At 46.5% G+C, this 22,976-nt stretch carries 26 protein-coding genes and 2 tRNA genes; 24 read left to right on the top strand and 4 right to left on the bottom strand.

Annotation, left to right across the window (positions count from 1 at the left end):
* Positions 1-16: 16 nt before the first annotated feature.
* From fabD to nagZ, 13 genes are all read left to right on the top strand, one after another.
* Positions 17-952, top strand: a complete 936-nt coding sequence (fabD, locus tag ICN19_RS02550) for an ACP S-malonyltransferase (RefSeq protein ID WP_216245525.1) — start codon at positions 17-19, stop codon at positions 950-952.
* A gap of 41 nt (positions 953-993) precedes the next feature.
* On the top strand, positions 994-1,737 hold the full coding sequence (gene fabG, locus ICN19_RS02545; RefSeq protein ID WP_216245523.1) for a 3-oxoacyl-ACP reductase FabG: 744 nt from the start codon (positions 994-996) through the stop codon (positions 1,735-1,737).
* Positions 1,738-1,838: 101 nt separating this feature from the next.
* Positions 1,839-2,078, top strand: a complete 240-nt coding sequence (gene acpP, locus ICN19_RS02540; RefSeq protein WP_062311190.1) for an acyl carrier protein — start codon at positions 1,839-1,841, stop codon at positions 2,076-2,078.
* Positions 2,079-2,099: 21 nt separating this feature from the next.
* Positions 2,100-3,347, top strand: a complete 1,248-nt coding sequence (fabF, locus tag ICN19_RS02535; protein WP_215384711.1) for a beta-ketoacyl-ACP synthase II — start codon at positions 2,100-2,102, stop codon at positions 3,345-3,347.
* Positions 3,348-3,397: 50 nt separating this feature from the next.
* Complete coding sequence (locus ICN19_RS02530; RefSeq protein ID WP_255536909.1) at positions 3,398-4,846, top strand: DegQ family serine endoprotease; 1,449 nt, start codon at positions 3,398-3,400, stop codon at positions 4,844-4,846.
* Positions 4,847-4,982: 136 nt separating this feature from the next.
* Positions 4,983-6,788 carry a translation elongation factor 4 gene (gene lepA, locus ICN19_RS02525; protein ID WP_216245516.1) on the top strand — a complete coding sequence of 602 codons (1,806 nt, stop codon included), beginning with the start codon at positions 4,983-4,985 and terminating at the stop codon, positions 6,786-6,788.
* On the top strand, positions 6,788-7,594 hold the full coding sequence (gene lepB, locus ICN19_RS02520) for a signal peptidase I (RefSeq protein WP_216245511.1): 807 nt from the start codon (positions 6,788-6,790) through the stop codon (positions 7,592-7,594). Before lepA ends, lepB begins: the two co-directional genes overlap by 1 nt.
* Before the next feature lie 5 nt (positions 7,595-7,599).
* Entirely contained in the window at positions 7,600-8,391 is a 792-nt protein-coding gene (gene rnc, locus ICN19_RS02515) for a ribonuclease III (protein WP_216245509.1), read from the top strand.
* Between the two features lie 2 nt (positions 8,392-8,393).
* The gene (era, locus tag ICN19_RS02510) at positions 8,394-9,329 is read left to right on the top strand and encodes a GTPase Era (RefSeq protein ID WP_216245502.1); all 936 of its coding nucleotides are present in this window, start codon (positions 8,394-8,396) and stop codon (positions 9,327-9,329) included.
* A 5-nt stretch (positions 9,330-9,334) separates the two neighbouring features.
* A complete protein-coding gene (recO, locus tag ICN19_RS02505) occupies positions 9,335-10,069 on the top strand; it encodes a DNA repair protein RecO (protein WP_216245500.1) in 735 nt (244 codons plus the stop codon).
* Positions 10,070-10,081: 12 nt separating this feature from the next.
* On the top strand, positions 10,082-10,825 hold the full coding sequence (gene pdxJ, locus ICN19_RS02500) for a pyridoxine 5'-phosphate synthase (RefSeq protein ID WP_216245498.1): 744 nt from the start codon (positions 10,082-10,084) through the stop codon (positions 10,823-10,825).
* A 27-nt stretch (positions 10,826-10,852) separates the two neighbouring features.
* On the top strand, positions 10,853-11,245 hold the full coding sequence (gene acpS, locus ICN19_RS02495; RefSeq protein WP_216245489.1) for a holo-ACP synthase: 393 nt from the start codon (positions 10,853-10,855) through the stop codon (positions 11,243-11,245).
* A gap of 9 nt (positions 11,246-11,254) precedes the next feature.
* Complete coding sequence (gene nagZ, locus ICN19_RS02490) at positions 11,255-12,334, top strand: beta-N-acetylhexosaminidase (protein WP_216245487.1); 1,080 nt, start codon at positions 11,255-11,257, stop codon at positions 12,332-12,334.
* A 71-nt stretch (positions 12,335-12,405) separates the two neighbouring features.
* Here the strand turns inward: nagZ and efp are convergent, their stop codons facing one another.
* Together efp and earP are read right to left on the bottom strand one after the other, a co-directional pair.
* Positions 12,406-12,966, bottom strand: a complete 561-nt coding sequence (gene efp, locus ICN19_RS02485; protein WP_012357464.1) for an elongation factor P — start codon at positions 12,964-12,966, stop codon at positions 12,406-12,408.
* Positions 12,967-13,053: 87 nt separating this feature from the next.
* A complete protein-coding gene (gene earP / locus ICN19_RS02480; RefSeq protein ID WP_216245486.1) occupies positions 13,054-14,124 on the bottom strand; it encodes an elongation factor P maturation arginine rhamnosyltransferase EarP in 1,071 nt (356 codons plus the stop codon).
* Between earP and uvrC the strand changes: the two genes are divergently transcribed.
* From uvrC to ICN19_RS02455, 5 genes are all read left to right on the top strand, one after another.
* Positions 14,123-16,033, top strand: coding sequence for an excinuclease ABC subunit UvrC (uvrC, locus tag ICN19_RS02475; protein WP_216245484.1), 1,911 nt, complete (start codon positions 14,123-14,125; stop codon positions 16,031-16,033). The two genes, earP and uvrC, sit on opposite strands and share 2 nt — an antisense overlap.
* A gap of 30 nt (positions 16,034-16,063) precedes the next feature.
* Entirely contained in the window at positions 16,064-16,639 is a 576-nt protein-coding gene (gene pgsA, locus ICN19_RS02470; RefSeq protein WP_216245482.1) for a CDP-diacylglycerol--glycerol-3-phosphate 3-phosphatidyltransferase, read from the top strand.
* 116 nt (positions 16,640-16,755) lie between these two features.
* Positions 16,756-16,831: transfer RNA gene (locus tag ICN19_RS02465), tRNA-Gly, on the top strand.
* Between the two features lie 49 nt (positions 16,832-16,880).
* Positions 16,881-16,954: transfer RNA gene (locus tag ICN19_RS02460), tRNA-Cys, on the top strand.
* A gap of 93 nt (positions 16,955-17,047) precedes the next feature.
* A complete protein-coding gene (locus ICN19_RS02455) occupies positions 17,048-17,509 on the top strand; it encodes a hypothetical protein (RefSeq protein WP_216245481.1) in 462 nt (153 codons plus the stop codon).
* 81 nt (positions 17,510-17,590) lie between these two features.
* Here the strand turns inward: ICN19_RS02455 and lexA are convergent, their stop codons facing one another.
* The gene (lexA, locus tag ICN19_RS02450; RefSeq protein ID WP_216245479.1) at positions 17,591-18,310 is read right to left on the bottom strand and encodes a transcriptional repressor LexA; all 720 of its coding nucleotides are present in this window, start codon (positions 18,308-18,310) and stop codon (positions 17,591-17,593) included.
* A 60-nt stretch (positions 18,311-18,370) separates the two neighbouring features.
* Between lexA and ICN19_RS02445 the strand changes: the two genes are divergently transcribed.
* From ICN19_RS02445 to dnaB, 6 genes are all read left to right on the top strand, one after another.
* Entirely contained in the window at positions 18,371-19,447 is a 1,077-nt protein-coding gene (locus ICN19_RS02445) for an asparaginase (RefSeq protein WP_216245478.1), read from the top strand.
* A gap of 134 nt (positions 19,448-19,581) precedes the next feature.
* On the top strand, positions 19,582-19,956 hold the full coding sequence (gene rpsF, locus ICN19_RS02440) for a 30S ribosomal protein S6 (RefSeq protein WP_068322189.1): 375 nt from the start codon (positions 19,582-19,584) through the stop codon (positions 19,954-19,956).
* 59 nt (positions 19,957-20,015) lie between these two features.
* On the top strand, positions 20,016-20,309 hold the full coding sequence (gene priB / locus ICN19_RS02435; protein WP_072583120.1) for a primosomal replication protein N: 294 nt from the start codon (positions 20,016-20,018) through the stop codon (positions 20,307-20,309).
* Between the two features lie 13 nt (positions 20,310-20,322).
* Complete coding sequence (gene rpsR / locus ICN19_RS02430) at positions 20,323-20,595, top strand: 30S ribosomal protein S18 (protein WP_011902267.1); 273 nt, start codon at positions 20,323-20,325, stop codon at positions 20,593-20,595.
* A gap of 13 nt (positions 20,596-20,608) precedes the next feature.
* Complete coding sequence (rplI, locus tag ICN19_RS02425; protein ID WP_216214027.1) at positions 20,609-21,061, top strand: 50S ribosomal protein L9; 453 nt, start codon at positions 20,609-20,611, stop codon at positions 21,059-21,061.
* 66 nt (positions 21,062-21,127) lie between these two features.
* Positions 21,128-22,525, top strand: coding sequence for a replicative DNA helicase (dnaB, locus tag ICN19_RS02420; RefSeq protein WP_216246011.1), 1,398 nt, complete (start codon positions 21,128-21,130; stop codon positions 22,523-22,525).
* Positions 22,526-22,632: 107 nt separating this feature from the next.
* Here dnaB and ICN19_RS02415 read toward each other — a convergent pair whose 3' ends face one another.
* A complete protein-coding gene (locus ICN19_RS02415; protein WP_216245469.1) occupies positions 22,633-22,899 on the bottom strand; it encodes a hypothetical protein in 267 nt (88 codons plus the stop codon).
* Between the last annotated feature and the right edge of the window lie 77 nt (positions 22,900-22,976).

Below are 22,976 nucleotides of genomic sequence, written 5' to 3'. Positions count from 1 at the left end.
TTAGCGAATTAATCACATGACATTTGCATTCGTATTCCCCGGTCAAGGTTCTCAATCTGTTGGCATGCTCAACTCAATTACTCAGCGTCCAGAAGTGCGTGCAACATTGCAAGAGGCATCCGATGCCTTGGGTGAAGATGTAACGAAACTTATTGCCGAAGGCCCTGCTGAAGCATTGTCTTTGACAACAAATACTCAGCCTGTGATGCTGACTGCTGGCGTTGCCTTTTATCGCGCCTGGTTAGCTGCTGGTGGCGCTGCCCCTAAGGTTATGGCGGGACATAGTCTTGGTGAGTATTCTGCTTTAGTTGCATCCGGCGTAATCTCATTTAAAGATGCTGTGCCTTTAGTGCGTTTTCGTGCTGAAGCGATGCAAAGCGCCGTTCCAGTTGGTACTGGCGGCATGGCTGCTATTTTGGGTTTAGATGATGCGACCGTGATTAAGGTTTGTGCTGAGGCAAGCGCTGCTTCGGGCGGTGTTGTTGAAGCAGTGAATTTCAATGCGCCCGGACAAGTGGTGATTGCTGGTGCAAGCGACGCTGTTACCAAAGCATGTGAGTTATTAAAAGCAGCCGGCGCAAAACGTGCCTTACCTTTGCCAGTATCTGCGCCATTTCACTCTTCTTTATTGCAGCCAGCTTCAGAAAAGCTCCAAGGCTACTTAGCAAATATCGAATTTAAAGCGCCAAGCATTCCCGTTATCAATAACGTGGATGTTGAAATCTTGAATGATCCGATTGCCATTAAAGACGCTTTGGTGCGTCAGGCAGCTAAGCCTGTGCGTTGGCAAGAAACAATTCAAGCGATGGCAGGCCAAGGCATCACTCAGGTAGTGGAGTGTGGTCCAGGCAAGGTATTGGCAGGCCTGACTAAGCGCATTAATGATCAAGTCACTGGCGTGCCAGTGTTTGATGAAGCTAGCTTGACTGAAGTTCTCGCAAGCCTTAAATAAAATCCAGATTACAGAAATACATAAAACAGCGGAAGACAAATATGAATCTCGACTTAAGTGGACAAATTGCCTTAGTAACTGGTGCCTCACGCGGTATTGGTCAAGCAATTGCAGATGAGTTAGTAAAGTGCGGCGCCAAAGTAATTGGCACAGCCACTTCGGAGAGCGGTGCTAAAGCTATTGATGAGCGTTTAAAAGCTTCCGGCGGTGCTGGCAAAGTATTAAATGTCACCGCACCAAATGCTTGCGAAGAAATGATTGATTTGATCGTCAAAGAGTATGGCGGTATCAATATCTTGGTAAATAACGCTGGCATTACACGTGATAATTTGGCGATGCGCATGAAGTCCGAGGAGTGGACGGATGTGATTGATACCAACTTAAGTTCAGTATTCCGTCTTTCTCAGGCTGTATTGCGTCCTATGATGAAGGCACGTGCCGGGCGCATCATCAATATCACCTCCATCGTCGGTCATATGGGCAATGCGGGTCAGGCAAACTATGCGGCTGCAAAAGCAGGTGTTTCTGGCATGACTCGCGCTTTAGCTCGCGAAATCGGTAGCCGTAATATCACCGTGAATTGCGTGGCCCCTGGATTTATTGATACGGATATGACCCGCGCTTTGAGCGAAGAGCAGCAAAATGCCCTAAAAGTGAACATTCCATTGGCTAGATTAGGTAGTCCTGAGGATGTGGCTCAGGCAGTGGCATTTTTGGCCTCTCCAGCAGCTGGCTACATTACGGGTAATACCCTACACGTCAATGGCGGACTATATTTAGCCTAACGGCAAAGCGAGGATTTGGTCATTTTTAGGCGAATTTGCTAATTCGGTCTGCCAAACTGATAAAATCCTTTTCATCGTTTTTACAACCCCTGGGGAAATTAATGGACAACATCGAACAACGCGTTAAGAAAATCGTCGCTGAGCAATTAGGCGTCGCAGAAGCAGAGATCAAAAATGAATCTTCTTTTGTGAACGACTTGGGCGCTGACTCTCTTGACACTGTTGAGCTGGTTATGGCTTTGGAAGATGAATTCGGCATCGAAATTCCTGATGAGGAAGCTGAGAAGATCACCACAGTTCAGCTCGCGATCGACTTTGCTAAATCAAAAGCTCAGGGTTAATTCCCTAGCCTAGGTATTACTGTGTCAGCATCAAATGGCCGACGCCGGGTAGTAGTCACCGGCCTTGGTCTCATCTCACCTGTTGGTAATTCGGTTGATGTAGCTTGGTCTAATTTGCTCGCGGGCAAATCAGGCATCGCTACCATCACCAAGTTTGACCACACTCCGCTTAGCGTTCATTTCGCTGGAGAGGTGAAAGATTTCAATGTCGAAGAATATGTTTCTGCCAAAGAGGCGCGTCATATGGATACCTTTATCCATTACGGTATCGCTGCTGGTACGCAAGCTATTCGTGACAGTGGTTTAGAGATCACCGAGCAAAACGCCGAGCGCGTAGGCGTGATGGTTGGCTCCGGTATCGGCGGCCTGCCAATGATTGAGGAGACAGGTGCAGAGCTTTTGGCTCGCGGCCCTCGTCGTATCTCACCCTTCTTTGTTCCAGGCTCGATCATCAATATGATTTCTGGTCACCTCAGTATTTTGTTTGGTCTTAAAGGTCCAAACGTAGCTGCGGTCACTGCTTGTACAACCGGTTTGCATAGCATCGGTTTAGCTGCGCGTTTAATTCAATACGGCGACGCTGATGTGATGGTTGCTGGCGGTGCTGAATCCACAATTTCTGCATTGGGTGTTGGTGGCTTTGCTTCTGCAAGAGCACTTTCAACACGCAATGATGATCCTGCAACTGCATCACGTCCTTGGGATAAAGACCGCGATGGTTTTGTTCTCGGCGAAGGTGCTGGTGTAGTGGTACTCGAAGAATACGAACACGCTAAAGCACGTGGTGCAAAAATTTATTGCGAGTTACTCGGCTTTGGTATGAGTGGTGATGCGTACCATATGACCGCACCAAATATGGATGGCCCACGTCGTTGCATGGTGAATGCAATGCGCGATGCCAAGCTCAACCCAGATCAGATTCAATACTTAAATGCTCACGGAACTTCTACACCGCTAGGTGACAAGAATGAAACCGAGGCCATTAAGGCTGCCTTAGGTGATCATGCCAAAAAGGCGTTAATTAATTCCACCAAGTCGATGACCGGCCACCTTTTGGGCGGCGCTGGCGGCTTGGAGTCTGTATTTACGATCCTGGCACTCCATAACCAGAAATCGCCACCTACTATCAATATCTTCAATCAAGACCCAGAGTGTGACTTGGACTACTGCGCCAACACCGCTAGGGATGTGAAGATAGACCATGCAGTCAAAAACAATTTTGGCTTTGGGGGTACTAACGGTACCTTGATTTTTGGCAAACTGACCTAATATTCTTAGTATCTCCATTGTTGGTCTTTACCAAGTAGGTCTATAGCATTATGAAAAAGTTCTTAATTGCGCTCATGGCTATCTTTAGCTTTGGGCAAGTTGCATTTATTCCATCAGCTTCTGCGCAAAATCCTCGAGTCACCATTCCTGACTTTGCAGATTTGGTTGAACGCGCCAGTCCTGCAGTGGTGAATATTCGTACGACTGAAAAAGTGGTGGTGCAACAGGCTCAAGGTGGCATACCTGGAATGCCTGAAGATCAAGCTGAATTCTTCCGTCGTTTCTTTGGTGTACCTATTCCTGGAATTCCAAATAGCCCTAAGCAAGCGCAACCAAATTCCGGTAAACCGCAAGAAGCAGATCGTGGCGTGGGCTCTGGTTTCATTATTGAATCCAACGGATTGATTTTGACAAATGCTCACGTAGTCGAGGGCGCTACAACCATCTACGTAACCCTAACCGACAAGCGTGAGTTCAAGGCAAAGTTACTTGGTATGGATAAACGTACTGATGTTGCTGTTGTCAAAATTGATGCTCGTGATTTGCCTAAGTTGCCTTTGGGCGATTCATCAAGAGTGCGTGTGGGTGAATGGGTTTTAGCGATTGGCTCCCCGTTTGGTCTTGAGAATACGGTCACTGCAGGAATTGTGTCTGCGAAGAGTCGTGATACTGGCGACTACTTGCCATTTATCCAAACAGACGTTGCGGTTAACCCAGGAAACTCTGGCGGACCCCTCTTAAATACAGCTGGTCAAGTAATCGGCATCAACTCACAAATCTTCAGTCGCTCTGGTGGCTACATGGGAATTTCATTTGCGATTCCGATTGATGAAGCGATGCGCGTTGCAGATCAATTGCGTACCAATGGCAAGATGACGCGCGGTCGTATTGGCGTTGCTTTAGGTGAGATGACCAAAGATGTAGCGGAGAGTTTAGGTTTAGGCAAACCTCGCGGTGCATACGTTCGCAATGTTGAGCCAGGCGGCCCAGCTGCTACCGGTGGAATCGAGTCTGGTGATGTGATCCTGAGTTTCAACGGGCGCGATATTGCTAAATCAACTGACTTGCCAAGAGTGGTGGGTGAAACTAAACCGGGTACTTCAGTGCCGGTGCAAGTTTGGCGCAAGGGTGGTGCCCGTGATTTAACGGTGACCGTAACTGATGCCGAATCTACTCAGACAGCAAGTAAAAAGTCGGATGCCCCGGCTGCAAATGGCAATAGCGCAAATGCTCTTGGGGTTGCTGTAAGTGAGCTTTCCGATAGCAAAAAGAAGGATTTGAATATCAAGGGCGGGGTTGAGGTCACTGGTTTGGGGGACGGCCCTTTGGCTAGGGCCGGAATTCGTCCTGGAGATGTCATTATTAGGGTTGCTGATGCCGATATCACGGGCGTTAAGCAGTTTGAGGCTCTGGTTAAGGGTCTTGATGCTAACAAGGCCGTCCCGGTCTTTATACGCCGTGCTGATAGCACTTTGGTGGTCCCTGTAAAGCCAAAATAACCCTATTTTGGGCTTAGAAATGGGGTTTGGCGCCTTTTGGGCGCCACCCATTACAATCACTTCAAGACGACTTTTTGCAGCGCATCATTGTGGTGCGTTCTGACAAGGCGTTTTTTGAATGACCTATTAAGACGCTATGGATTTAATCCGCAATTTTTCTATCATCGCCCATATCGATCACGGCAAATCGACGCTTGCTGATCGCATTATTCAACTGTGTGGCGGTCTTTCTGATCGCGAAATGGAAGCCCAGGTGCTTGACTCAATGGATATTGAGCGTGAGCGTGGTATCACGATTAAGGCGCAAACCGCTGCTTTAAATTACAAAGCCAAAGACGGCAAGATCTACAACATCAATCTGATTGATACCCCAGGCCACGTCGATTTCTCCTATGAGGTTAGTCGTTCTTTATCTGCCTGTGAGGGGGCTTTGCTCGTGGTTGATGCAAGCCAAGGTGTTGAGGCGCAAACAGTTGCTAACTGTTACATGGCTCTTGAGTTGGGTGTTGAGGTTGTTCCGGTTCTTAATAAGATTGATTTGCCGCAGGCTGATCCTGAACGCGCCAAAAAAGAAATTGAAGATGTGATTGGTATTGATGCATCAGAAGCGGTTACCTGCTCAGCTAAAACAGGTATGGGTGTAGTGGATGTGATCGAAGAAATGATCGCGAGAGTACCTCCGCCAAAAGGTAATGCAGCAGATCCATTGCAGGCTTTAATTATTGACTCTTGGTTTGATAACTATGTAGGTGTTGTCATGCTGGTGCGCGTTGTGAACGGCACTTTAAAACCAAAAGAAAAAATTACTTTAATGGCTAATGGTTCCAGTCATTTAGTTGAGCATGTGGGGGTGTTTAGTCCTAAGTCTGTAGATCGTCCAGAGTTGTCTGCTGGTCAAGTAGGCTTTGTGATTGCTGGTATTAAAGAATTAAAGGCTGCTAAGGTTGGTGACACTGTCACACATTCCCCTGGACAACAAGGTCGCGTTCCTGCATCTGAGCCATTGCCTGGATTTAAAGAAGTTAAACCGCAAGTGTTCGCGGGTTTATATCCAGTTGAATCGAGTGAATACGATCAGCTACGCGAGTCTTTAGAAAAGCTACAGCTCAACGATGCTTCGCTCTTGTATGAGCCAGAGGTGTCACAAGCGCTTGGATTTGGTTTCCGTTGCGGCTTCTTAGGTTTGTTGCACATGGAGATTGTGCAGGAGCGTTTAGAGCGTCAGTATGGGATGAATCTCATCACTACCGCTCCAACGGTGGTGTATCAGGTAGAGCAATCGGATGGCTCTATTATTTCTGTAGATAATCCATCGAAGATGCCTGAGGCCAGCAAGATTAATACGATTCTTGAGCCTATCGTGACAGTCAATTTATACATGCCCCAAGAGTATGTGGGCTCCATTATTGCCTTGTGCGTTGGTAAGCGCGGTATTCAGATGGATATGAATTACCTAGGTCGCCAGGTCAAACTCACTTATGAACTACCAATGGCAGAGATTGTTTTAGACTTCTTTGACAAGATGAAATCCATCTCACGAGGCTACGCCTCAATGGACTATGAGTTCAAAGAATATCGTCCGGCTGATGTGGTGAAGGTTGACATCCTGATTAATAGCGAGCGGGTTGATGCGCTTTCTGTCATTGTTCACCGTAGTAATAGTCAGCATCGTGGTCGCGAAGTGGTTGCGAAGATGCGTGGCATTATTCCCCGACAAATGTTTGATGTGGCTATTCAGGCGGCGATTGGTAGCAATATTGTTGCACGCGAAAACGTTAAAGCTTTGCGTAAGAATGTTTTGGCCAAGTGTTATGGCGGCGACATCTCTCGTAAGCGTAAGTTATTAGAGAAGCAAAAAGAAGGTAAGAAGCGTATGAAGCAGGTAGGCAATGTGGAGATTCCACAGGAAGCGTTCTTAGCTATTTTGCAGGTAGAAGATTAATGAACTTTGCCCTAGTCCTTTTTATCCTGGTGATTCTTTCTGGTATCGCCTGGGTTGCTGATAAATTGCACTTTGCTCCGCAAAGACGCTTGGCAGGCAACGACCGCATGCCTTTATGGCTGGAATACACCGCAGGCTTCTTCCCAGTCATTTGCGCAGTATTTGTATTGCGCTCATTCATTGCTGAGCCTTTCAAGATTCCCTCGGGCTCAATGATTCCGACATTACAAATTGGCGATTTCATTTTGGTAAATAAATTTACCTATGGAATTCGTCTACCTGTGCTCAATCAAAAAGTAGTGGATATAGGCACACCAAAACGTGGTGATGTGGTGGTGTTTCGTTATCCACGTGACGAGTCAGTGGATTACATTAAGCGTGTAGTTGCACTACCGGGTGATGAAATCACTTATGAAAATAAACGTCTGACTATTAATGGTCAGCCATTGCAATATAGCGGTGGTGAGCCTTATCTCGATCCAGAGAATATGCGCTATGCCAAACGTTTCACGGAAGCCTTCCCAGCAGACTTGGGTGGCAATCGTCATGACATCTTGAATGATCCAGATCGTCCAGCCACGGTATTTCCGACTGAGCGTTTTCCGGGTTCTGAATTCTGTCAATATCAACAGTCAGGTATGACTTGTAAGGTACCGGCAGGTCATTACTTCGCCATGGGTGATAACCGTGATAACAGCGCAGACTCTCGTTATTGGGGCTTTGTGCCAGATAAAAACATTGTGGGTAAAGCCTTCTTTGTTTGGCTTAATCTCGGCAATCTTGGTCGCATAGGCGGATTCGAGTAAATATCATGAATGCGCGCGCCGTTATCGAAACTGGACCGCTGCAAGAGCGCCTCGGCTACACCTTCAAGAAGCCTGAGTTACTGAACCAGGCTTTAACTCATCGCAGTCATAGCAAGAAAAATAACGAGCGTTTGGAATTTCTGGGCGACTCTATTCTCAATTGCGTAGTAGCAGAGATGCTTTATGAGCGCTATTCCGATTTGGATGAAGGTGATTTATCTCGCGTGCGTGCGAATTTGGTAAAGCAGCAAGCCTTATATGAAATCGCCCAAACCCTTTCCTTGTCAGACTACTTGCGATTAGGTGAGGGTGAGTTGAAGAGCGGTGGATTTCGTCGCCCCTCAATTCTGGCTGATACCTTGGAGGCAGTTACTGGCGCCATCTTTATGGACGGTGGGTTTGAATCAGCCAAGGCAAGCTTACGCAAACTGTACTCCATCATCTTGGAGCACGTTGATCCAAAAACTTTAGGTAAAGACGATAAAACACTTTTGCAAGAATGTTTGCAGAGCTATCAGTTGCCTTTGCCGGCTTATAACGTTACAGGTACTACTGGAGCCGCGCATAACCAGCAATTTGAGGTGGAATGCTTAATTCCTAGCCATAAGGTGGCTGTAAAAGGTGAGGGAGCTTCACGTCGCGCTGCTGAGCAGGCTGCTGCTAAATTGGCTTTAATAGCCATGCTCAAAGCTTTGCCGCAAGAGTCTCGTAAACCCAAGAAAACTCGGTCAGCCAAAAAGAAAGCAGCAAAAAAAGAAGTGACCGAAGAGCAGTTCAATCTTAAGCTGAAGGGCTAATCGTGTTTAGATGCGGCACCATCGCCATTGTTGGGCGTCCTAATATGGGTAAATCAACCTTGCTCAACGCCTTGGTTGGTCAGAAGATCAGTATTACTTCTCGTAAAGCGCAAACTACGCGTCATCGTATTTTGGGAATCCAGAATCGCGAAGAGGCTCAGTTCATTTTTATCGATACGCCAGGTTTTCAGACGCGTTTGATGAATACGCTCAATAAAGCGTTGAACCGCACAGTAACTACTGCATTACAGGATGTGAATGTGGCTTGCTTTGTGGTTGAGGCTGGCTACTTCGGTGAAGATGACAAAAAAGTTTTGAAGTTACTTCCAGATGACTTGCCGGTTGTACTGGTACTCAATAAGTTGGACTTATTTAATAGTCGCTTCCAGACGCCATCAGAGCGCGATCAGGCCTTGTTGAACTTCATTAAAGACATGGCTCACCCTTGGTGTGAATTGGGCGGTCACGAAGACCAAAAATGCGAGTTTGCCGAAATCGTACCGATGAGTGCGAAGAGTCCTGGCGACATCGAAAGATTGCTGGACGTGCTTGAGGGTTATTTACCTGAGGCGCCAGCCGTTTACGATGGCGATACCATCACTGATCGCAGTGAACGATTCTTGGCTGCTGAGATTTTGCGTGAAAAAGTATTCCGTTTTACTGGCGAGGAGTTGCCATACACGAGCACAGTGGTGATCGATCAATTTAAGATGGATGGCAAGATGCGTCGCATTGCAGCAACTATCTTAGTAGATCGCGATAGTCATAAGGCGATGATCATTGGTCAAAAAGGCGAACGCCTTAAGAAGATTTCTACAGATGCCCGCATCGATATGGAGAAACTCTTTGATGGAAAAGTCTTTTTAGAGACTTGGGTGAAGGTCAAGCGTGGCTGGGCCGATGATCGTGCCGAACTGCGGGCGCAAGGGCTGGAATAAATTCAATGGCCTCGATTCGTGTTGCTGACGAGCCTGCGTTTGTATTGCACAGCATCCCCTATAAAGAGACTAGCTTAATCCTGGATGTTTTTACACGGCAATATGGTCGAATGGCCTTAATTGCTAAAGGTGCTAAACGCCCGCATTCAACACTGAGGCCTGTCTTGCAGCGCTTTCAGCCATTGTTAGTTTCTTGGAGCGGTAAATCTGAGCTGCGCACCTTAACGAAGTCGGAGTGGGTGGGCGGTATGCCTTCTTTGGTTGGCGATGCCTTGCTCTGCGGCTTCTATTTGAATGAATTGCTTGTAAAGTTTTTGGCGCGTGAGGATGACTACGAAAAACTTTATGACCGCTACGCAGAAACGATTAACGCTTTATCCAATTTAGAGTTCGAGTCTAAGGGCTTAGAAGAAATCCTACGTCCCTTTGAGTTATCACTCTTGCAAGAGACTGGTTATGCCGCAGCATTAGATCGCTGCGTTGAAACCAATGAAGCACCTTTGGCTCATGAGCAATATGTTTATCAGCCCGAGCGCGGTGTTCGTCCCGTCCAGGTTGATGATCCGGGGCACTGGCCGGTTCTGACTGGAAAATCATTATTGGCGATTGCTATCGGTGATTTTTCCGATCCAGAAACACTTTCAGAAAGTAAGCAGTTAATGCGCTTTCTATTGGGCTTGCATTTGCAGGATCAAGTTCTCACTACGCGTCAAATTTTGATTGATCTGAAGAAAATCTAGTAATCTACAGAAATGAGCAGCCACCCAAGCCTTGAACTAGGCATCAATATTGACCACGTCGCTACTTTGCGTAATGCACGAGGTACTATCTACCCCGATCCATTAAGGGCAGCAGCTTTGGCTGAGGAGGCTGGCGCAGATCTCATTACATTGCACTTGCGTGAAGATCGTCGCCACATTAAAGATGCTGATTTACTGGCTTTGCGACCGCTTATTAAAACCCGTATGAATCTTGAATGCGCAGTCACTCCTGAGATGATTGACATCGCTTGCCAAGTAAAGCCGCATGATGTCTGCTTAGTCCCAGAAAAGCGTGAAGAAGTGACAACTGAAGGCGGCTTGGATGTCTTGGGGCATTTTGATGCAGTAAAGACTGCCACTAAAAAACTCGTTGATGCTGGTATTCGAGTCTCTCTATTTATTGATCCCGAAGAGCAGCAAATTCAGGCAGCAAAAGATGTGGGTGCGACTGTTGTTGAATTACATACGGGGCGTTATGCGGACTTATCTGGTCCTGAGCAGGCGAAAGAATTGGGGCGTATTCGTAAGGCTGCAATTTTTGGAAAAGGCATCGGGTTGAGAGTCAATGCCGGTCATGGTTTGCATGAGGGTAATGTAAAGCCTATTGCTGCTATTGCGGAATTATCCGAACTCAATATTGGTCACGCTATTGTTGCTGAAGCCCTGTTCAAAGGTTGGCAAAAAGCAATTATTGATATGAAAACCTTGATGGCGCAGGGTAGAGCGCTCTCTTAAAAATAATCAGTAGCTATAAACTAAAAAATGATCATCGGTATCGGCACAGACATTCTGCAGATTGAGCGCTTACAGGCTGCTTACGATCGTACCAAAGGTCGTTTAGCCGAAAAAATCCTGGGACCAGATGAGATGTTGGTTTTTAAACATCGCCTCGCCAGAAATCACAAGCGGGGCATTGCTTTCCTGGCTACACGTTTTGCCGCCAAAGAAGCCTTTTCAAAAGCAATTGGACTTGGCATGAGAATGCCGATGACTTGGCGTTCGCTCCAAACTTTAAATGAGCCTAGCGGTAAACCGGTGACGAGCTATTTAGGTGCTTTGGCGCAATTTATGCAAGAAAAAAATTGGGAAGCTCACGTGACCGTGAGTGATGAACAAGATATGGCAATTGCGCATGTAATTGTTACTCAAAAATAAGAGGAAGAGATGAGTAAGTCAAAGATGGCCCCAGGCCCAATCACCCTAGATGTAGTTGGTTTGGAATTAAATGCTGAAGATCGTCGACGCATTTTGCATCCACTGACCGGGGGTGTCATTTTGTTTGGCCGTAACTTTGCCAATCGTCAGCAGCTCACAAAACTCGCCGCTGCTATTAAAAAATTGCGTCCTGATGTATTGATTTCGATTGACCATGAGGGTGGTCGAGTGCAGCGCGCTAAGACTGATGGCTTTACTCATTTGCCTGCAATGCGCAAACTAGGTGAGTTGTGGGGTGTAAAAAGTAAGTCCACTCATCCTGCAGAATCTGCTGCGATTGCCATGGCAGCAGCCACTGCCTGTGGTTATGTGCTGGCAGCTGAATTACGTGCCTGTGGTGTAGATTTCAGCTTCACTCCAGTTCTAGATTTGGATTTTGGTCGAAGCGGCGTGATCGGCGATCGGTCTTTTAGTCGTGATCCACAAATTGTTTTTGCTCTAGCGAAAAGTTTGAACGAAGGTTTGCGTCTTGCGGGGATGGCTAACTGTGGCAAGCACTTTCCAGGCCATGGTTGGGCTGAGGCTGATTCACATGTGGCCATTCCGGTTGATGAGCGCAGTCTGAAAGAGATCTTGAATGATGACGCTAAGCCTTATGAGTGGCTTGATCTCAGCTTGGCTTCAGTGATGCCGGCACATGTGATTTATCCGAAAGTGGATAAGAACCCAGCAGGCTTTTCTAAAGTCTGGCTCCACTCTATCTTGCGTCAAGAATTGGGCTTTGAGGGTGTGATCTTTAGTGATGATCTTTCGATGGAAGGCGCGAGCGTTGCTGGGTCGGTGGTTAAGGGTGCTGAAATGGCGTTAGATGCCGGTTGCGACGCGGTACTTATCTGCAATCGCCCAGATCTTGCTGATCAACTGCTTTCCAAGCTCAAAGTTTCAAAAACCAAGCAAGCAGAATCTGCAACACGCTTAAATCGTCTGATGCCATTAGCACCTGCGCCGACATGGGGCGAACTGCAAAATGAGGCTCAGTACCAGCATGCTAAAGGTTTACTTGCGCAGTTAGGCTTGATTGCTGAGTAAGTTAAATTATTTGTAGAAATAAAAAAGCCCGGCATGCCGGGCTTTTTACATGGTAGCGAGCTAATTACAAATTAGTTAGCGCGGCTACGGTATTCACCAGTACGGGTATCGATTTCAATTTTGTCGCCAGTGTTGCAGAACAATGGAACTTGCAATTCATAGCCAGTAGCCAATTTTGCATTCTTCAATACTTTGCCAGAGCTGGTATCGCCTTTAACCGCTGGTTCTGTGTAAATGATTTCACGAACCAATGAGTTTGGCATTGCCACTGAAAGAGCTTTACCTTCGTAGAAAACCACTTCACATGGCATGCTTTCTTCGAGGTAATTCAATGCGTCACCCATGAACTCTGCTTCAACTTCATATTGGTTGTAATCGCCATCCATAAATACATACATTGGATCTGCGAAGTAAGAGTATGTGCACTCTTTTTTGTCGAGGATCACAACATCAAATTTGTCATCAGCTTTGTAAACGCCTTCATTCGGCGCGCCAGTTAACAAGTTTTTAAATTTCATTTTCACAACAGAGGAGTTGCGGCCAGAGCGGCTATATTCGGCCTTTAAAACGACCTGGGCATCAGTGCCGATCATTACTACGTTACCAACGCGGAGTTCTTGTGCTGTTTTCATCTTGCTATTCCTGGGGGCAGAGCTATTTTTCTGCGGTTTTTATCAAAAACAAGATTGTAACCGCCCGCAAGCCTTTATTGCTTGGGATTAGGCGACAAAGCGGATTAAACGTGCTGGCAAGCCGCCATCCGCTTGTTTTTCAAGTAAATGGGCGCGCCAGCGCTTAGCATGAGCATCCCAGCCCCCTAGTTTGCTCAACCACTCACTTGGCATTGCCCAAGTCATTGCTGCGATGGTGGCTAGCCTTAATTCTTGGCTAGCCTCCTCGAGATAGAGGTCCAGAAAAGCGGCTAATTTCACTTCATGAGCACGATCTTCTTGTGGGTAAATATGCCAAATAAATGGTTTGCCTGCTAACTGGGCTCGCACAAAAGAATCCTCTCCACGAACAATGTTGAAATCACACTGTGACAGCACCCAATCGTATTCATCCTGAGAAACGAATGGTATGGATATCAACTGAAGATTGGCGGTCGGCGAGATAGGTTGTTCGCCATATAGGTTGAGTTGCTCCGCATGACCATGGGCCAGCAAGATATCAATCTCTTCACCAAGGCGACCTAAGTCCTCTAGCCATTTTTTGAGTGGTGCTCCTGGGTAGCAAAAAATACTGATTCGTTTTGCTCCAGGTCGTAATTGAGACCAGGCAACTTTTAGATCTTTGGGGATTTCATTGTCGGTGAGATGGCCTTCTGCTGGAATAGGATCAAGCAATAGTCCGCCAACTTCTTCTTGAAATCCGGGAAAGAAAAAATATTTTGGGATGCCGTGTGATTGTGGTGATGCTTTACCGTGGAACTCAGTCACCCAGGGTTCTGCGCTAAGGTATTCCAAGTTAAGGATGATGGGCTTAATAGGGGCAATAAACAGGCCAGCAAGATAGCGCTCTGGTAAGTCGCAGCCAAATGCTTCAACCACTACGTCAGGTGTTTGTATTGGATGTCTGGCATTGGTATGGCTAGCTTCCCATGGTTGCATATCAATTTTTTGCTTAATGGCTGGATCTACGCCTGAAGCGAGTAAATTAAGGGTTGGCAGATCATCGCAAAAAATACGCACCTCTTGCCCATGAATGCTTGCTAAGCTTCGGGCTAGACGCCAGCAAACACCAGCATCACCATAGTTATCGACGATTTGACAGAAAATATCCCAACGCATGAGTAATTCGCTTTTTGAAACCCTTCAGCAGGATGTTAAACGGCTACCCGGATTGCCGGGGGTATATCGCTTCTTTGATGAGGCGGGGCATATTTTGTATGTAGGCAAAGCTCGCAACCTTAAAAAGCGTGTCTCAAGTTATTTTCAGCGCACACAGCTGTCACCGCGCATTGAGCTGATGGTGGGCAAAATTACCCGCTATGAGACAACGGTAACACGGACCGAAACTGAAGCCCTCATTCTAGAGAACAATCTCATTAAAGAGTTGGCACCCCCATTCAACATCTTGTTTCGTGATGATAAGTCCTACCCATATGTGATGCTAACGGGCCACCAGTTCCCTAGATTGGCCTCATATCGCGGAAAAGTGGACAAGCGCAATCATTACTTTGGGCCATTCCCCAATAGCTGGGCAGTGCGTAATAGTGTGCAGATTCTGCAGAAGGTATTTCGTTTGAGGACTTGCGAGGATTCAGTATTTAAGAACCGCAGTCGTCCTTGTCTCTTGCATCAGATTCATCGCTGCAGTGCTCCATGTGTGGGCCGTCTCAGTGTTGAGCAATACGGCCAAGACGTTGCACAAGCGACACGTTTTTTAGAAGGCGATCACAGTCGTGTTTTATCTGAGCTTGAAAAAGAAATGCACAAACATAGCGAAGCGATGGAATTTGAAATGGCCGCCGTCTTGCGTGACCGCATTGCTGACTTATCCAGCGTGTTGCAGCAGCAATCTATGGATGTGGTAGCGGAGGGTGAGGGTGATGTAGACATCATCGCTGTTGCGCAAATGGAAGGCATGGTTTGTGTGAACCTAGCCATGGTCCGTGGGGGTCGCCATTTAGGTGACCGGGCTTATTTTCCGAAGGGTCTACGCACTACTTCTGGCGAGTTGCCATCACCTGCAGAAATATTGGAAGCCTTTATTGCACAGCATTATTTAGAAGAGAATTCGAGCGAGATAACAACTAATTTAATTCCGCCAGTATTGGTTTTAAATCACGCCTTGCAAGCAAGAAGTGATGATCTTGGAGAGTTAAATGACTCACCACCAGAAGATTTGCATGAATTACTCAACGCACAAGCTGGTCGAAAAATTACTTTCTTGCATCAACCTCAGGGTCAAAGACGCCATTGGCTGGCAATGGCTGAAGGTAATGCCAAGATTGCACTAACAAAACGTTTGGTTGAAACAGGTGGCCAGTTAGCAAGGGCGCGTGCCTTAGCAGATTTATTAAGTCTTGAATTGGAAAGTCTTGAGCAGTTGCGTATTGAATGTTTTGATATTAGTCACACCTCTGGTGAAGCAACGCAAGCATCATGCGTTGTCTATGCTAAGAATGCAATGCAGTCGAGTGAATACCGACGTTTCAATATTAATGACATTACGCCGGGCGATGATTACGCAGCGATGCATCAAGTGTTACAAAGACGCTATGCTAATTTCCAGGAGCTGCCAGTCGAAAAAATTCCGCAGGTGATCTTGATTGACGGCGGTAAAGGTCAGGTGGAGATGGCGCGCCAAGTCTTGTCTGAATTTGGTATGGACGTAAGTTTAATTGTTGGCGTTGCTAAAGGCGAGGGTCGCAAGGTTGGTCTTGAGACACTCATTTTTGCTGATGGGCGTGAGCCTTTGGAGCTGGGTATTGATAGCGCAGCATTGTTATTGGTGGCGCAGATACGGGATGAAGCACACCGCTTTGCCATTACTGGCATGCGCGCCAAACGCGCCAAAGCAAGAACAATCTCTCGCCTTGAAGAAATTGAGGGTATTGGCGCCAAGCGCCGCCAAAAGTTACTCGCTCGTTTTGGCGGCCTAAAGGGGGTTGCTAACGCCAGCATTGAGGAGATAGCCAGTGTTGAAGGTGTTTCTTTAACGCTAGCCGAACAAATATATCGCCAGCTTCACTAGGAGCGACATCACTTGGTTTATGCTTAACAAATGCCCTTCAATTTACCAATAGCCCTAACCTGGTTGCGTGTTGCAGCAATCCCGCTGTTGGTGGCAATCTTTTATCTCCCCAATTCTTGGCTTACCCCATTTGAAAAGAATTTGTTTGCAGCAATCATTTTTATTTTTGCTGCCATTACCGATTGGTTGGATGGTTTTTTAGCCCGTCGTTTAAAACAAGAATCTGCATTTGGCCAGTTTCTGGATCCTGTGGCTGATAAGTTAATTGTTGCTGCTGCACTATTGGTTTTGCTCAATATGGATCGCGTGCAAGTTTGGGTGGCCCTCATCATTATTGGCCGAGAAATTACTATTTCTGCCTTGAGAGAATGGATGGCGCTGCTAGGAGCTGGAAAAAGTGTGGCAGTTCACATGGTTGGAAAGCTCAAAACGACCGCTCAACTCATAGCCATTCCATTTTTATTGCTCAACGACACCTTATTTGGTTGGCTCAATTGCGCACAATTGGGTACCTGGTTAATTTGGATTGCATCTTTTTTAACGCTTTGGTCGATGTTCTATTACATGAAAAAGGCTTTGCCTCAGTTGGTCGGAAAAATCGACTAATTCTTCAAAAGCCCAGCCAGTTAGGGCTTTCAAGGTAGTTTCAATCATCTATTTTTTAGGCTTTACAAGGAATAATGCTTTCTTCGCGATTGTTTGTTAAACTGTCGCCCTGTTATGCGGGAATAGCTCAGCTGGTAGAGCGATACCTTGCCAAGGTATAGGTCGGGAGTTCGAACCTCCTTTCCCGCTCCAAGTTCGATGGGAAGCCCTAAAAAGCTTCCCATTTTTGATTCAAGTGTTTGGCGCGTTGGCCGAGTGGTTAGGCAGGAGCCTGCAAAGCTTCGTACGGGGGTTCGATTCCCTCACGCGCCTCCAGTAATTTATCTTGACGAATTAGGTGCATCACCTAAAATGCTTTTAACTATTGCAAGTAAAAAGCATCAACCACCTTAATCAAATAAAACACACATGATCACAATTCACACTCTCAAAGTTAGCGCCCTAGCATTATTCATGGCTGCGATCTTAGGTGCATGCGCTAGCTCAGGCGACTCTCCCTCTGGCTCCCCGCAAGAGGTTCAAGAGGTTCAGACTCAGTTGCTGGGTGATATGCCTTTGCCACAGGGCGCACGCCTTTCTGGTGGTGACTCCATCATTATTGGGCGCGGCAATGAATGGGTTGGTAGAGCGGTAGTGAATGCACTTCAGGGTGCAACTGATGTATACGCTTTCTTCCAATCAGAATATCCAAAAGGTGGCTGGGCAACTGTTACCGCTGTGAAAGCTAAAACTAGTATTTTAGTTTTTACAAAAGGCGATAGAACTGCAACTGTTGAGATTGTTGAAGGATCTCTTGGTGGTCCAAAGTCGGTCATTATTGTGACTTCTTCTCCGAAGAATGCAAACGTAGTTGCTCCAACGCGTAAGTAACTTCAGTTCGCAATTCGATTTGTTAATCGAGCTCAATAAAAAAGGCCTCTAAAAGAGGCCTTTTGCTTTGGAGCCATAGGCTTAGAGCCCTTCAGCCCTGATTAAGCCGACCGCTTGACCTTCAACCGCAAAGTTGGGTTGACGATCATCTACCAAAATATTTTTGAAGTCTGGATTTTCTGCTTGAAGTTCAATGACTAGGCCATTTGCAGCTTTCTTTTGTTGCCAACGTTTTACTGTCACTTCATCATCAAGTCGAGCAACTACGATATCGCCATTGCGTACTTCGGTTGTTTTTCTAACGGCCAGATAATCGCCATCTAAGATTCCGGCGTCGCGCATACTCATACCTTTTACCTTTAATAAGTAATCAGCACCTTTGCTAAATAAACTTGGATCAATCGGAACATGTTTCTCAATATGCTCAACAGCCATGATTGGTGATCCAGCAGCAACTCTACCGATTAATGGCAGAGTGAGTTGCTGTAATGCGCCGGATGGTAAAGAAAGCTGACGATATTTGTTGCTGTTGTGTGTTTGATTGAATCGTTGTGGAATGCGAATGCCGCGTGAAGTCCCCGGCGTTAATTCGATATAACCTTTTTTAGCTAGAGCACGAAGATGTTCTTCCGCCGCATTGGCAGAAGCAAATCCCAGTTGCGTAGCAATCTCTGCACGAGTTGGCGGAAGACCGCTCTCATCGATGGCTTTAGTAATCAACTCCAAAATCTCATTCTGACGTGGAGTGAGTTTGGGGAGGGCAGTCAGCTCCTCCGGAAAATCGACTGTGTTTATGTCCATACTGGGATTGTATACAGCTGTTTTTGATAGATCAAGCGATTTAGTGGGGATAATAGGGGTATGAGCACAATTGAAAATCTTTCAGAAAATTCACCTCACATCCTAGTCTTGGGTATGGGCGGCACAATTGCTGGTTTGGCGTCCAATCCTGCCGATAAGCCCCTGCAATATGAGGCGGGCCAAGTAGAGGTAGCTTCTTTACTGGCTCATGTTCGATCTGCTATCCCCGAAGGCATTAGCCTGGTTTCAAAGCAGGTTGCCAACATTAATAGCCGTAACCTCACAGAGTCGTTATTGACGCTTTTGGGTGAGGTTGTGAGAGAGGCTCTTGCTAATTCCATGGTTCAAGGCGTAGTAGTCACTCACGGAACTGACACGATTGAAGAAACAGGCATCTTTTTGCAGATGACTTGTGGCAAATATGCTCAAAATTTAGGCAAAAGAGTTATTTTGACTGGCGCTATGTTGCCGGCCAACGCACCTAAGGCTGATGGCCCATCAAATCTTTTGGATGCGATTCGTTGGGCATCCACTCCAATAGACAATTGCCCTGGCGGCATCTATGCGGTTATGGATGGCAGGGGCTGTCTCGCTATGGATCTCTCGAAAAGGCACGGCAGCGCTCTTAATGCACCGATTCAGACCTCTCCTAGCAGCTCGGTTGGACTCATTAATCCCTCTTGGCTTTCAGGAGTAAAGGCGGTTGAGGAGCTCTGGACTGAGGATTTGCCGATTCCTAAGGAGAGTGAATGGCCTTGGGTGGAGATATTGACCAGTCATGCAGGGGCGCGCTCAGAAACCATTACCCATTGGCTGAACTCCAAGGTGAAGGGTTTAGTCCTTGCCGGTACTGGTATGGGTGGATTTCATGATGCTTGGCGCGACTCCTTGGTGGCTGCGGTAAAACATGGCATCGCCTTGGTTAGAACCACCAGAACAGGGGCCGGGGAAACCTTGCCCGATCTTCCTGAGAAGGATATTGCCGGATGCTTGGCTTCGGGGAGTCTTTCTGCACCCAGAGCCAGAATTGCCCTTCAGTTGTCCCTAAATGCCGAGAAACAGGCCCAAGCAGCGGGTAAATCCCTGACTTGGCAGGATTTTTTTGCTAGAATAGTGGTCTTGCCTGTAATTCGGTAAGCGCTGCAAAGCGGCTGTAAAAGTGTTGTAAGCAGTACCTACAATTTGTTACTACCTTGTCACACTGGCGCTGAGTTCACAACCATCAGAACTTAGCAAGACGCCCAGGTGACTTAATCCTTAAGGAGTGTTTGATGCGTCATTATGAAATCGTCTTTATCGTCCATCCGGACCAAAGCGAGCAAGTGCCAGCGATGATCGATCGTTACAAAGCTACATTAGCGGCTGCGGGCGGCAAAATTCATCGTATGGAAGACTGGGGTCGTCGTCAGATGGCTTACATGATCGACAAGCTTGCTAAAGCCCATTACGTTTGCATGAACATTGAGTGCGACCAGAAAACTCTGGAAGAGCTCGAGCATGCGTTCAAATTTAACGATGCAGTTTTGCGTCACCTCATCATCAAGACTAAGAAAGCTGAAACAGAGCCTTCAATCATGATGAAAGAAGTGCAGCGTGAAGAAGCGCGTAAATCTGCTCAATCTGACGCTCCTGTAGCGGCAGCCTAAGTTAGAAATTTGAAGAGGAATACACAGACTAGAAAACGTATCAGAGAAGCGGAGCGGCGTTGAATCATTTCACCCTCACTGCGATCTTGGTATCTAAAGACGCGATTCGATTTACACCTGCAGGAATACCGGTGATGCATTGCCAGCTAGAACATAGCGGCCAAGCAAACGAGGTAGGAGTGGCAAGGAAAATTCAGATGAACGTTGAAGCCATCACAATCGGTCCGATACAAAAGGATCTAGAGCGAATGGATTTAGGAACTGAGGCAGTGTTTGAAGGATTCTTAGCACCCAAGACTCTACGTAATCAAAGACTTGTTTTCCATATTACCCATATTCAATTGAAAAATTAAAGAGGAAATCATCATGGCGTTTGGAAAGAAACCCGATTTCAAAAAGAAACCAGCTCAGAACCCATTGTTCAAGCGTAAGCGTTATTGCCGTTTCACTGTTGCTGGCGTAGAACAGATTGACTACAAAGATGTAGATACATTGAAGGACTTCATTGGCGAAAACGCCAAGATCACTCCTGCTCGTTTGACAGGCACTAAAGCTAAATATCAGCGTCAGTTAGACACTGCTATCAAGCGTGCTCGTTACTTGGCTTTATTGCCATTCTCTGATCAACATAAGAAATAATTGGGAGCCCTCAATGCAAATCATTCTTTTAGAAAAAGTAACAAACCTGGGCAACCTCGGCGACATCGTTCGCGTTAAAGACGGTTTCGCTCGTAACTTCTTAATCCCACAACGTAAAGCTCGTCGTGCAACTGAAGCGGCGATTGCTGACTTTGCAGTTCGTCGTGCTGAGTTGGAAAAATTAGCTGCTGAGAAATTAGCTGCTGCTGAAGCGGTTGGCATCAAGCTCAAAGACATGGTTCTCGAAATCGGTCAAAAAGCGGGTGTTGACGGTCGTTTGTTTGGTTCTGTAACCAATCACGACATCGCTGATGCTTTGAAAGCTAAAGGTTTCACAATTGAGAAGTCTTCAGTTCGCATGCCTACTGGCCCATTGAAAATGGTTGGTGATCACCCTGTAGCGGTTGCTGTTCATACCGACGTAGTTGCAGATATCACTATTCGTGTAGTTGGCGAGCAAGCTTAAGTTTTAACTCTGTAAACTAGCCTCATGGCTGAATCCCGTTCACGTTCCGTTACGCTGAATCCCGGCATGATGGGTTCTGGGGATGCAGTCGTGCAGGCTTTAAAAGTCCCGCCGCATTCAGTAGAAGCCGAGCAATCACTGCTCGGCGGTCTACTTATCGATAACTCCTCTTGGGATAACCTTGGTGGAGTATTAAACGATAAAGATTTCTATCGCCCTGAACACGCTTTGATCTACAAGGTCATTGCACGTTTGGTTGGTGACAATCATCCTGCTGACGTGATCACTGTCTATGATGCAGTGAAGTCTGAGCAGGGTGGTGACCTCGTCAGTATTGACTATCTCAATTCATTAGCGCAAAACACGCCGAGCGCAGCCAACATTAAAGGCTACGCTGACATTGTTCGTGACCGCAGTATTCTGCGTCGCTTAATTGAGGTTTCAGACAGCATTGTTAATTCTGCATTCGTTCCAGAGGGACGTACTGTTAGAACACTGTTGGATGAAGCCGAGTCACGCATTCTGCAAATTGGTGAAGAGGGTAGCCGCAAAGCGGATTACCTCGAGATTGAGCCTCTACTCAAGGCTGTTGTAGCCCGCATTGATGAGCTCTATAACCGCCAAGGCGGTAGCGACATTACTGGCATTGCAACTGGTTTCTTAGATTTAGATAAGCAAACTAGTGGCTTACAAAAAGGCGACCTCGTGATTGTTGCTGGTCGTCCTTCCATGGGTAAAACAGCTTTTGCATTGAACATCGCTGAGAACGTTGCGCTTGCTGAAGGATTGCCAGTCGTTGTGTTTTCAATGGAGATGTCGGGTGAACAATTAGCTGCCCGTTTACTCGGTTCAGTTGGGCGCGTAGATCAAGGTCGTATGCGTACTGGCAAGTTGCAGGATGATGAGTGGCCACGCGTTACTGATGCAATTGCGCGTTTAAGCAATACTCAAATTTTGATTGATGAGACGGGTTCTTTATCAAGTCTAGAGTTGCGTGCACGTGCTCGTCGAATTGCCAGAAACTTTGGTGGCACGCTTGGTTTAGTTGTGATTGATTACTTGCAGTTGATGAGCGGCTCTGGATCTGAAAACCGTGCAACCGAGATTTCTGAAATCTCTCGATCTCTCAAATCTCTCGCGAAAGAATTGCAGTGTCCAGTAGTGGCGCTCTCCCAGTTGAATCGTGGTCTTGAGCAACGTCCTAATAAGCGTCCAATCATGTCAGACTTGCGTGAATCTGGCGCTATCGAACAAGATGCTGACTTAATTATGTTCATCTATCGTGATGAGGTTTATCACCCAGACACCACGACAGATAAAGGTGTTGCAGAGATCATTATTGGTAAGCAGCGTAACGGTCCAATCGGTACAGTGCGCTTAAGCTGGCAAGGTCCGTATACCAAGTTTGATAACTTGGCGATGGGCTCTATCGGTTACTCTTCTGGTGGTTACGAGCCGTTCTAGGCAAAGAAATAATCAAAAAACTAAATAGAAAAGCAAATAGATAAATAAAAAGCCTCACATTGTGAGGCTTTTTTAATGCATTGAATAATCAGATTAATTCAGAAATCTTATTTGCCGCCCATACATTTTTTAATGGAAGCGTCTTTAGCTGCGCCATACAGTGGCTTACCGTCTTTGCTGACTGCTTTAGCTTCGCAATCATTTGGTTTTGCATCGCCCATACATTTCTTAATAGAGGCGTCTTTAGCTGCGCCATACAGTGGCTTGCCATCTTTGCTCACTGCCTTAGCTTCGCAAGCAGCTTGATCTGCAAATGCATAAGTAGGAAGCGCAAAACTCAGTGCAATACTTAAAGCGACGATGATTCTTTTCATTTTTACTCTCCTGGGTGGTGAAAAACCATAAAAATCATTATTTCTGATAAACCTTTTGCCAGATATTAGCTATTGGG

This window comes from Polynucleobacter sp. AP-Capit-er-40B-B4, assembly GCF_018882245.1.
GTDB lineage: Bacteria > Pseudomonadota > Gammaproteobacteria > Burkholderiales > Burkholderiaceae > Polynucleobacter.
This window is presented reverse-complemented; position numbering and strand designations above follow the sequence as displayed.

Bases quoted from the DNA above. Each gene is read 5' to 3' on its own strand.
- fabG (WP_216245523.1), top strand. From the start codon at position 994: ATGAATCTCGACTTAAGTGGACAAATTGCCTTAGTAACTGGTGCCTCA.
- lepA (WP_216245516.1), top strand. From the start codon at position 4,983: ATGGATTTAATCCGCAATTTTTCTATCATCGCCCATATCGATCACGGC.
- ICN19_RS02415 (WP_216245469.1), bottom strand. From the start codon at position 22,899: ATGAAAAGAATCATCGTCGCTTTAAGTATTGCACTGAGTTTTGCGCTT.
- lexA (WP_216245479.1), bottom strand. From the start codon at position 18,310: ATGGACATAAACACAGTCGATTTTCCGGAGGAGCTGACTGCCCTCCCC.
- dnaB (WP_216246011.1), top strand. From the start codon at position 21,128: ATGATGGGTTCTGGGGATGCAGTCGTGCAGGCTTTAAAAGTCCCGCCG.
- acpS (WP_216245489.1), top strand. From the start codon at position 10,853: ATGATCATCGGTATCGGCACAGACATTCTGCAGATTGAGCGCTTACAG.
- rplI (WP_216214027.1), top strand. From the start codon at position 20,609: ATGCAAATCATTCTTTTAGAAAAAGTAACAAACCTGGGCAACCTCGGC.
- ICN19_RS02455 (WP_216245481.1), top strand. From the start codon at position 17,048: ATGATCACAATTCACACTCTCAAAGTTAGCGCCCTAGCATTATTCATG.
- ICN19_RS02445 (WP_216245478.1), top strand. From the start codon at position 18,371: ATGAGCACAATTGAAAATCTTTCAGAAAATTCACCTCACATCCTAGTC.
- earP (WP_216245486.1), bottom strand. From the start codon at position 14,124: ATGCGTTGGGATATTTTCTGTCAAATCGTCGATAACTATGGTGATGCT.
- rpsR (WP_011902267.1), top strand. From the start codon at position 20,323: ATGGCGTTTGGAAAGAAACCCGATTTCAAAAAGAAACCAGCTCAGAAC.
- recO (WP_216245500.1), top strand. From the start codon at position 9,335: ATGGCCTCGATTCGTGTTGCTGACGAGCCTGCGTTTGTATTGCACAGC.
- fabD (WP_216245525.1), top strand. From the start codon at position 17: ATGACATTTGCATTCGTATTCCCCGGTCAAGGTTCTCAATCTGTTGGC.
- uvrC (WP_216245484.1), top strand. From the start codon at position 14,123: ATGAGTAATTCGCTTTTTGAAACCCTTCAGCAGGATGTTAAACGGCTA.
- ICN19_RS02530 (WP_255536909.1), top strand. From the start codon at position 3,398: ATGAAAAAGTTCTTAATTGCGCTCATGGCTATCTTTAGCTTTGGGCAA.
- pdxJ (WP_216245498.1), top strand. From the start codon at position 10,082: ATGAGCAGCCACCCAAGCCTTGAACTAGGCATCAATATTGACCACGTC.
- efp (WP_012357464.1), bottom strand. From the start codon at position 12,966: ATGAAAACAGCACAAGAACTCCGCGTTGGTAACGTAGTAATGATCGGC.
- pgsA (WP_216245482.1), top strand. From the start codon at position 16,064: ATGCCCTTCAATTTACCAATAGCCCTAACCTGGTTGCGTGTTGCAGCA.
- rnc (WP_216245509.1), top strand. From the start codon at position 7,600: ATGAATGCGCGCGCCGTTATCGAAACTGGACCGCTGCAAGAGCGCCTC.
- rpsF (WP_068322189.1), top strand. From the start codon at position 19,582: ATGCGTCATTATGAAATCGTCTTTATCGTCCATCCGGACCAAAGCGAG.
- acpP (WP_062311190.1), top strand. From the start codon at position 1,839: ATGGACAACATCGAACAACGCGTTAAGAAAATCGTCGCTGAGCAATTA.
- lepB (WP_216245511.1), top strand. From the start codon at position 6,788: ATGAACTTTGCCCTAGTCCTTTTTATCCTGGTGATTCTTTCTGGTATC.
- nagZ (WP_216245487.1), top strand. From the start codon at position 11,255: ATGAGTAAGTCAAAGATGGCCCCAGGCCCAATCACCCTAGATGTAGTT.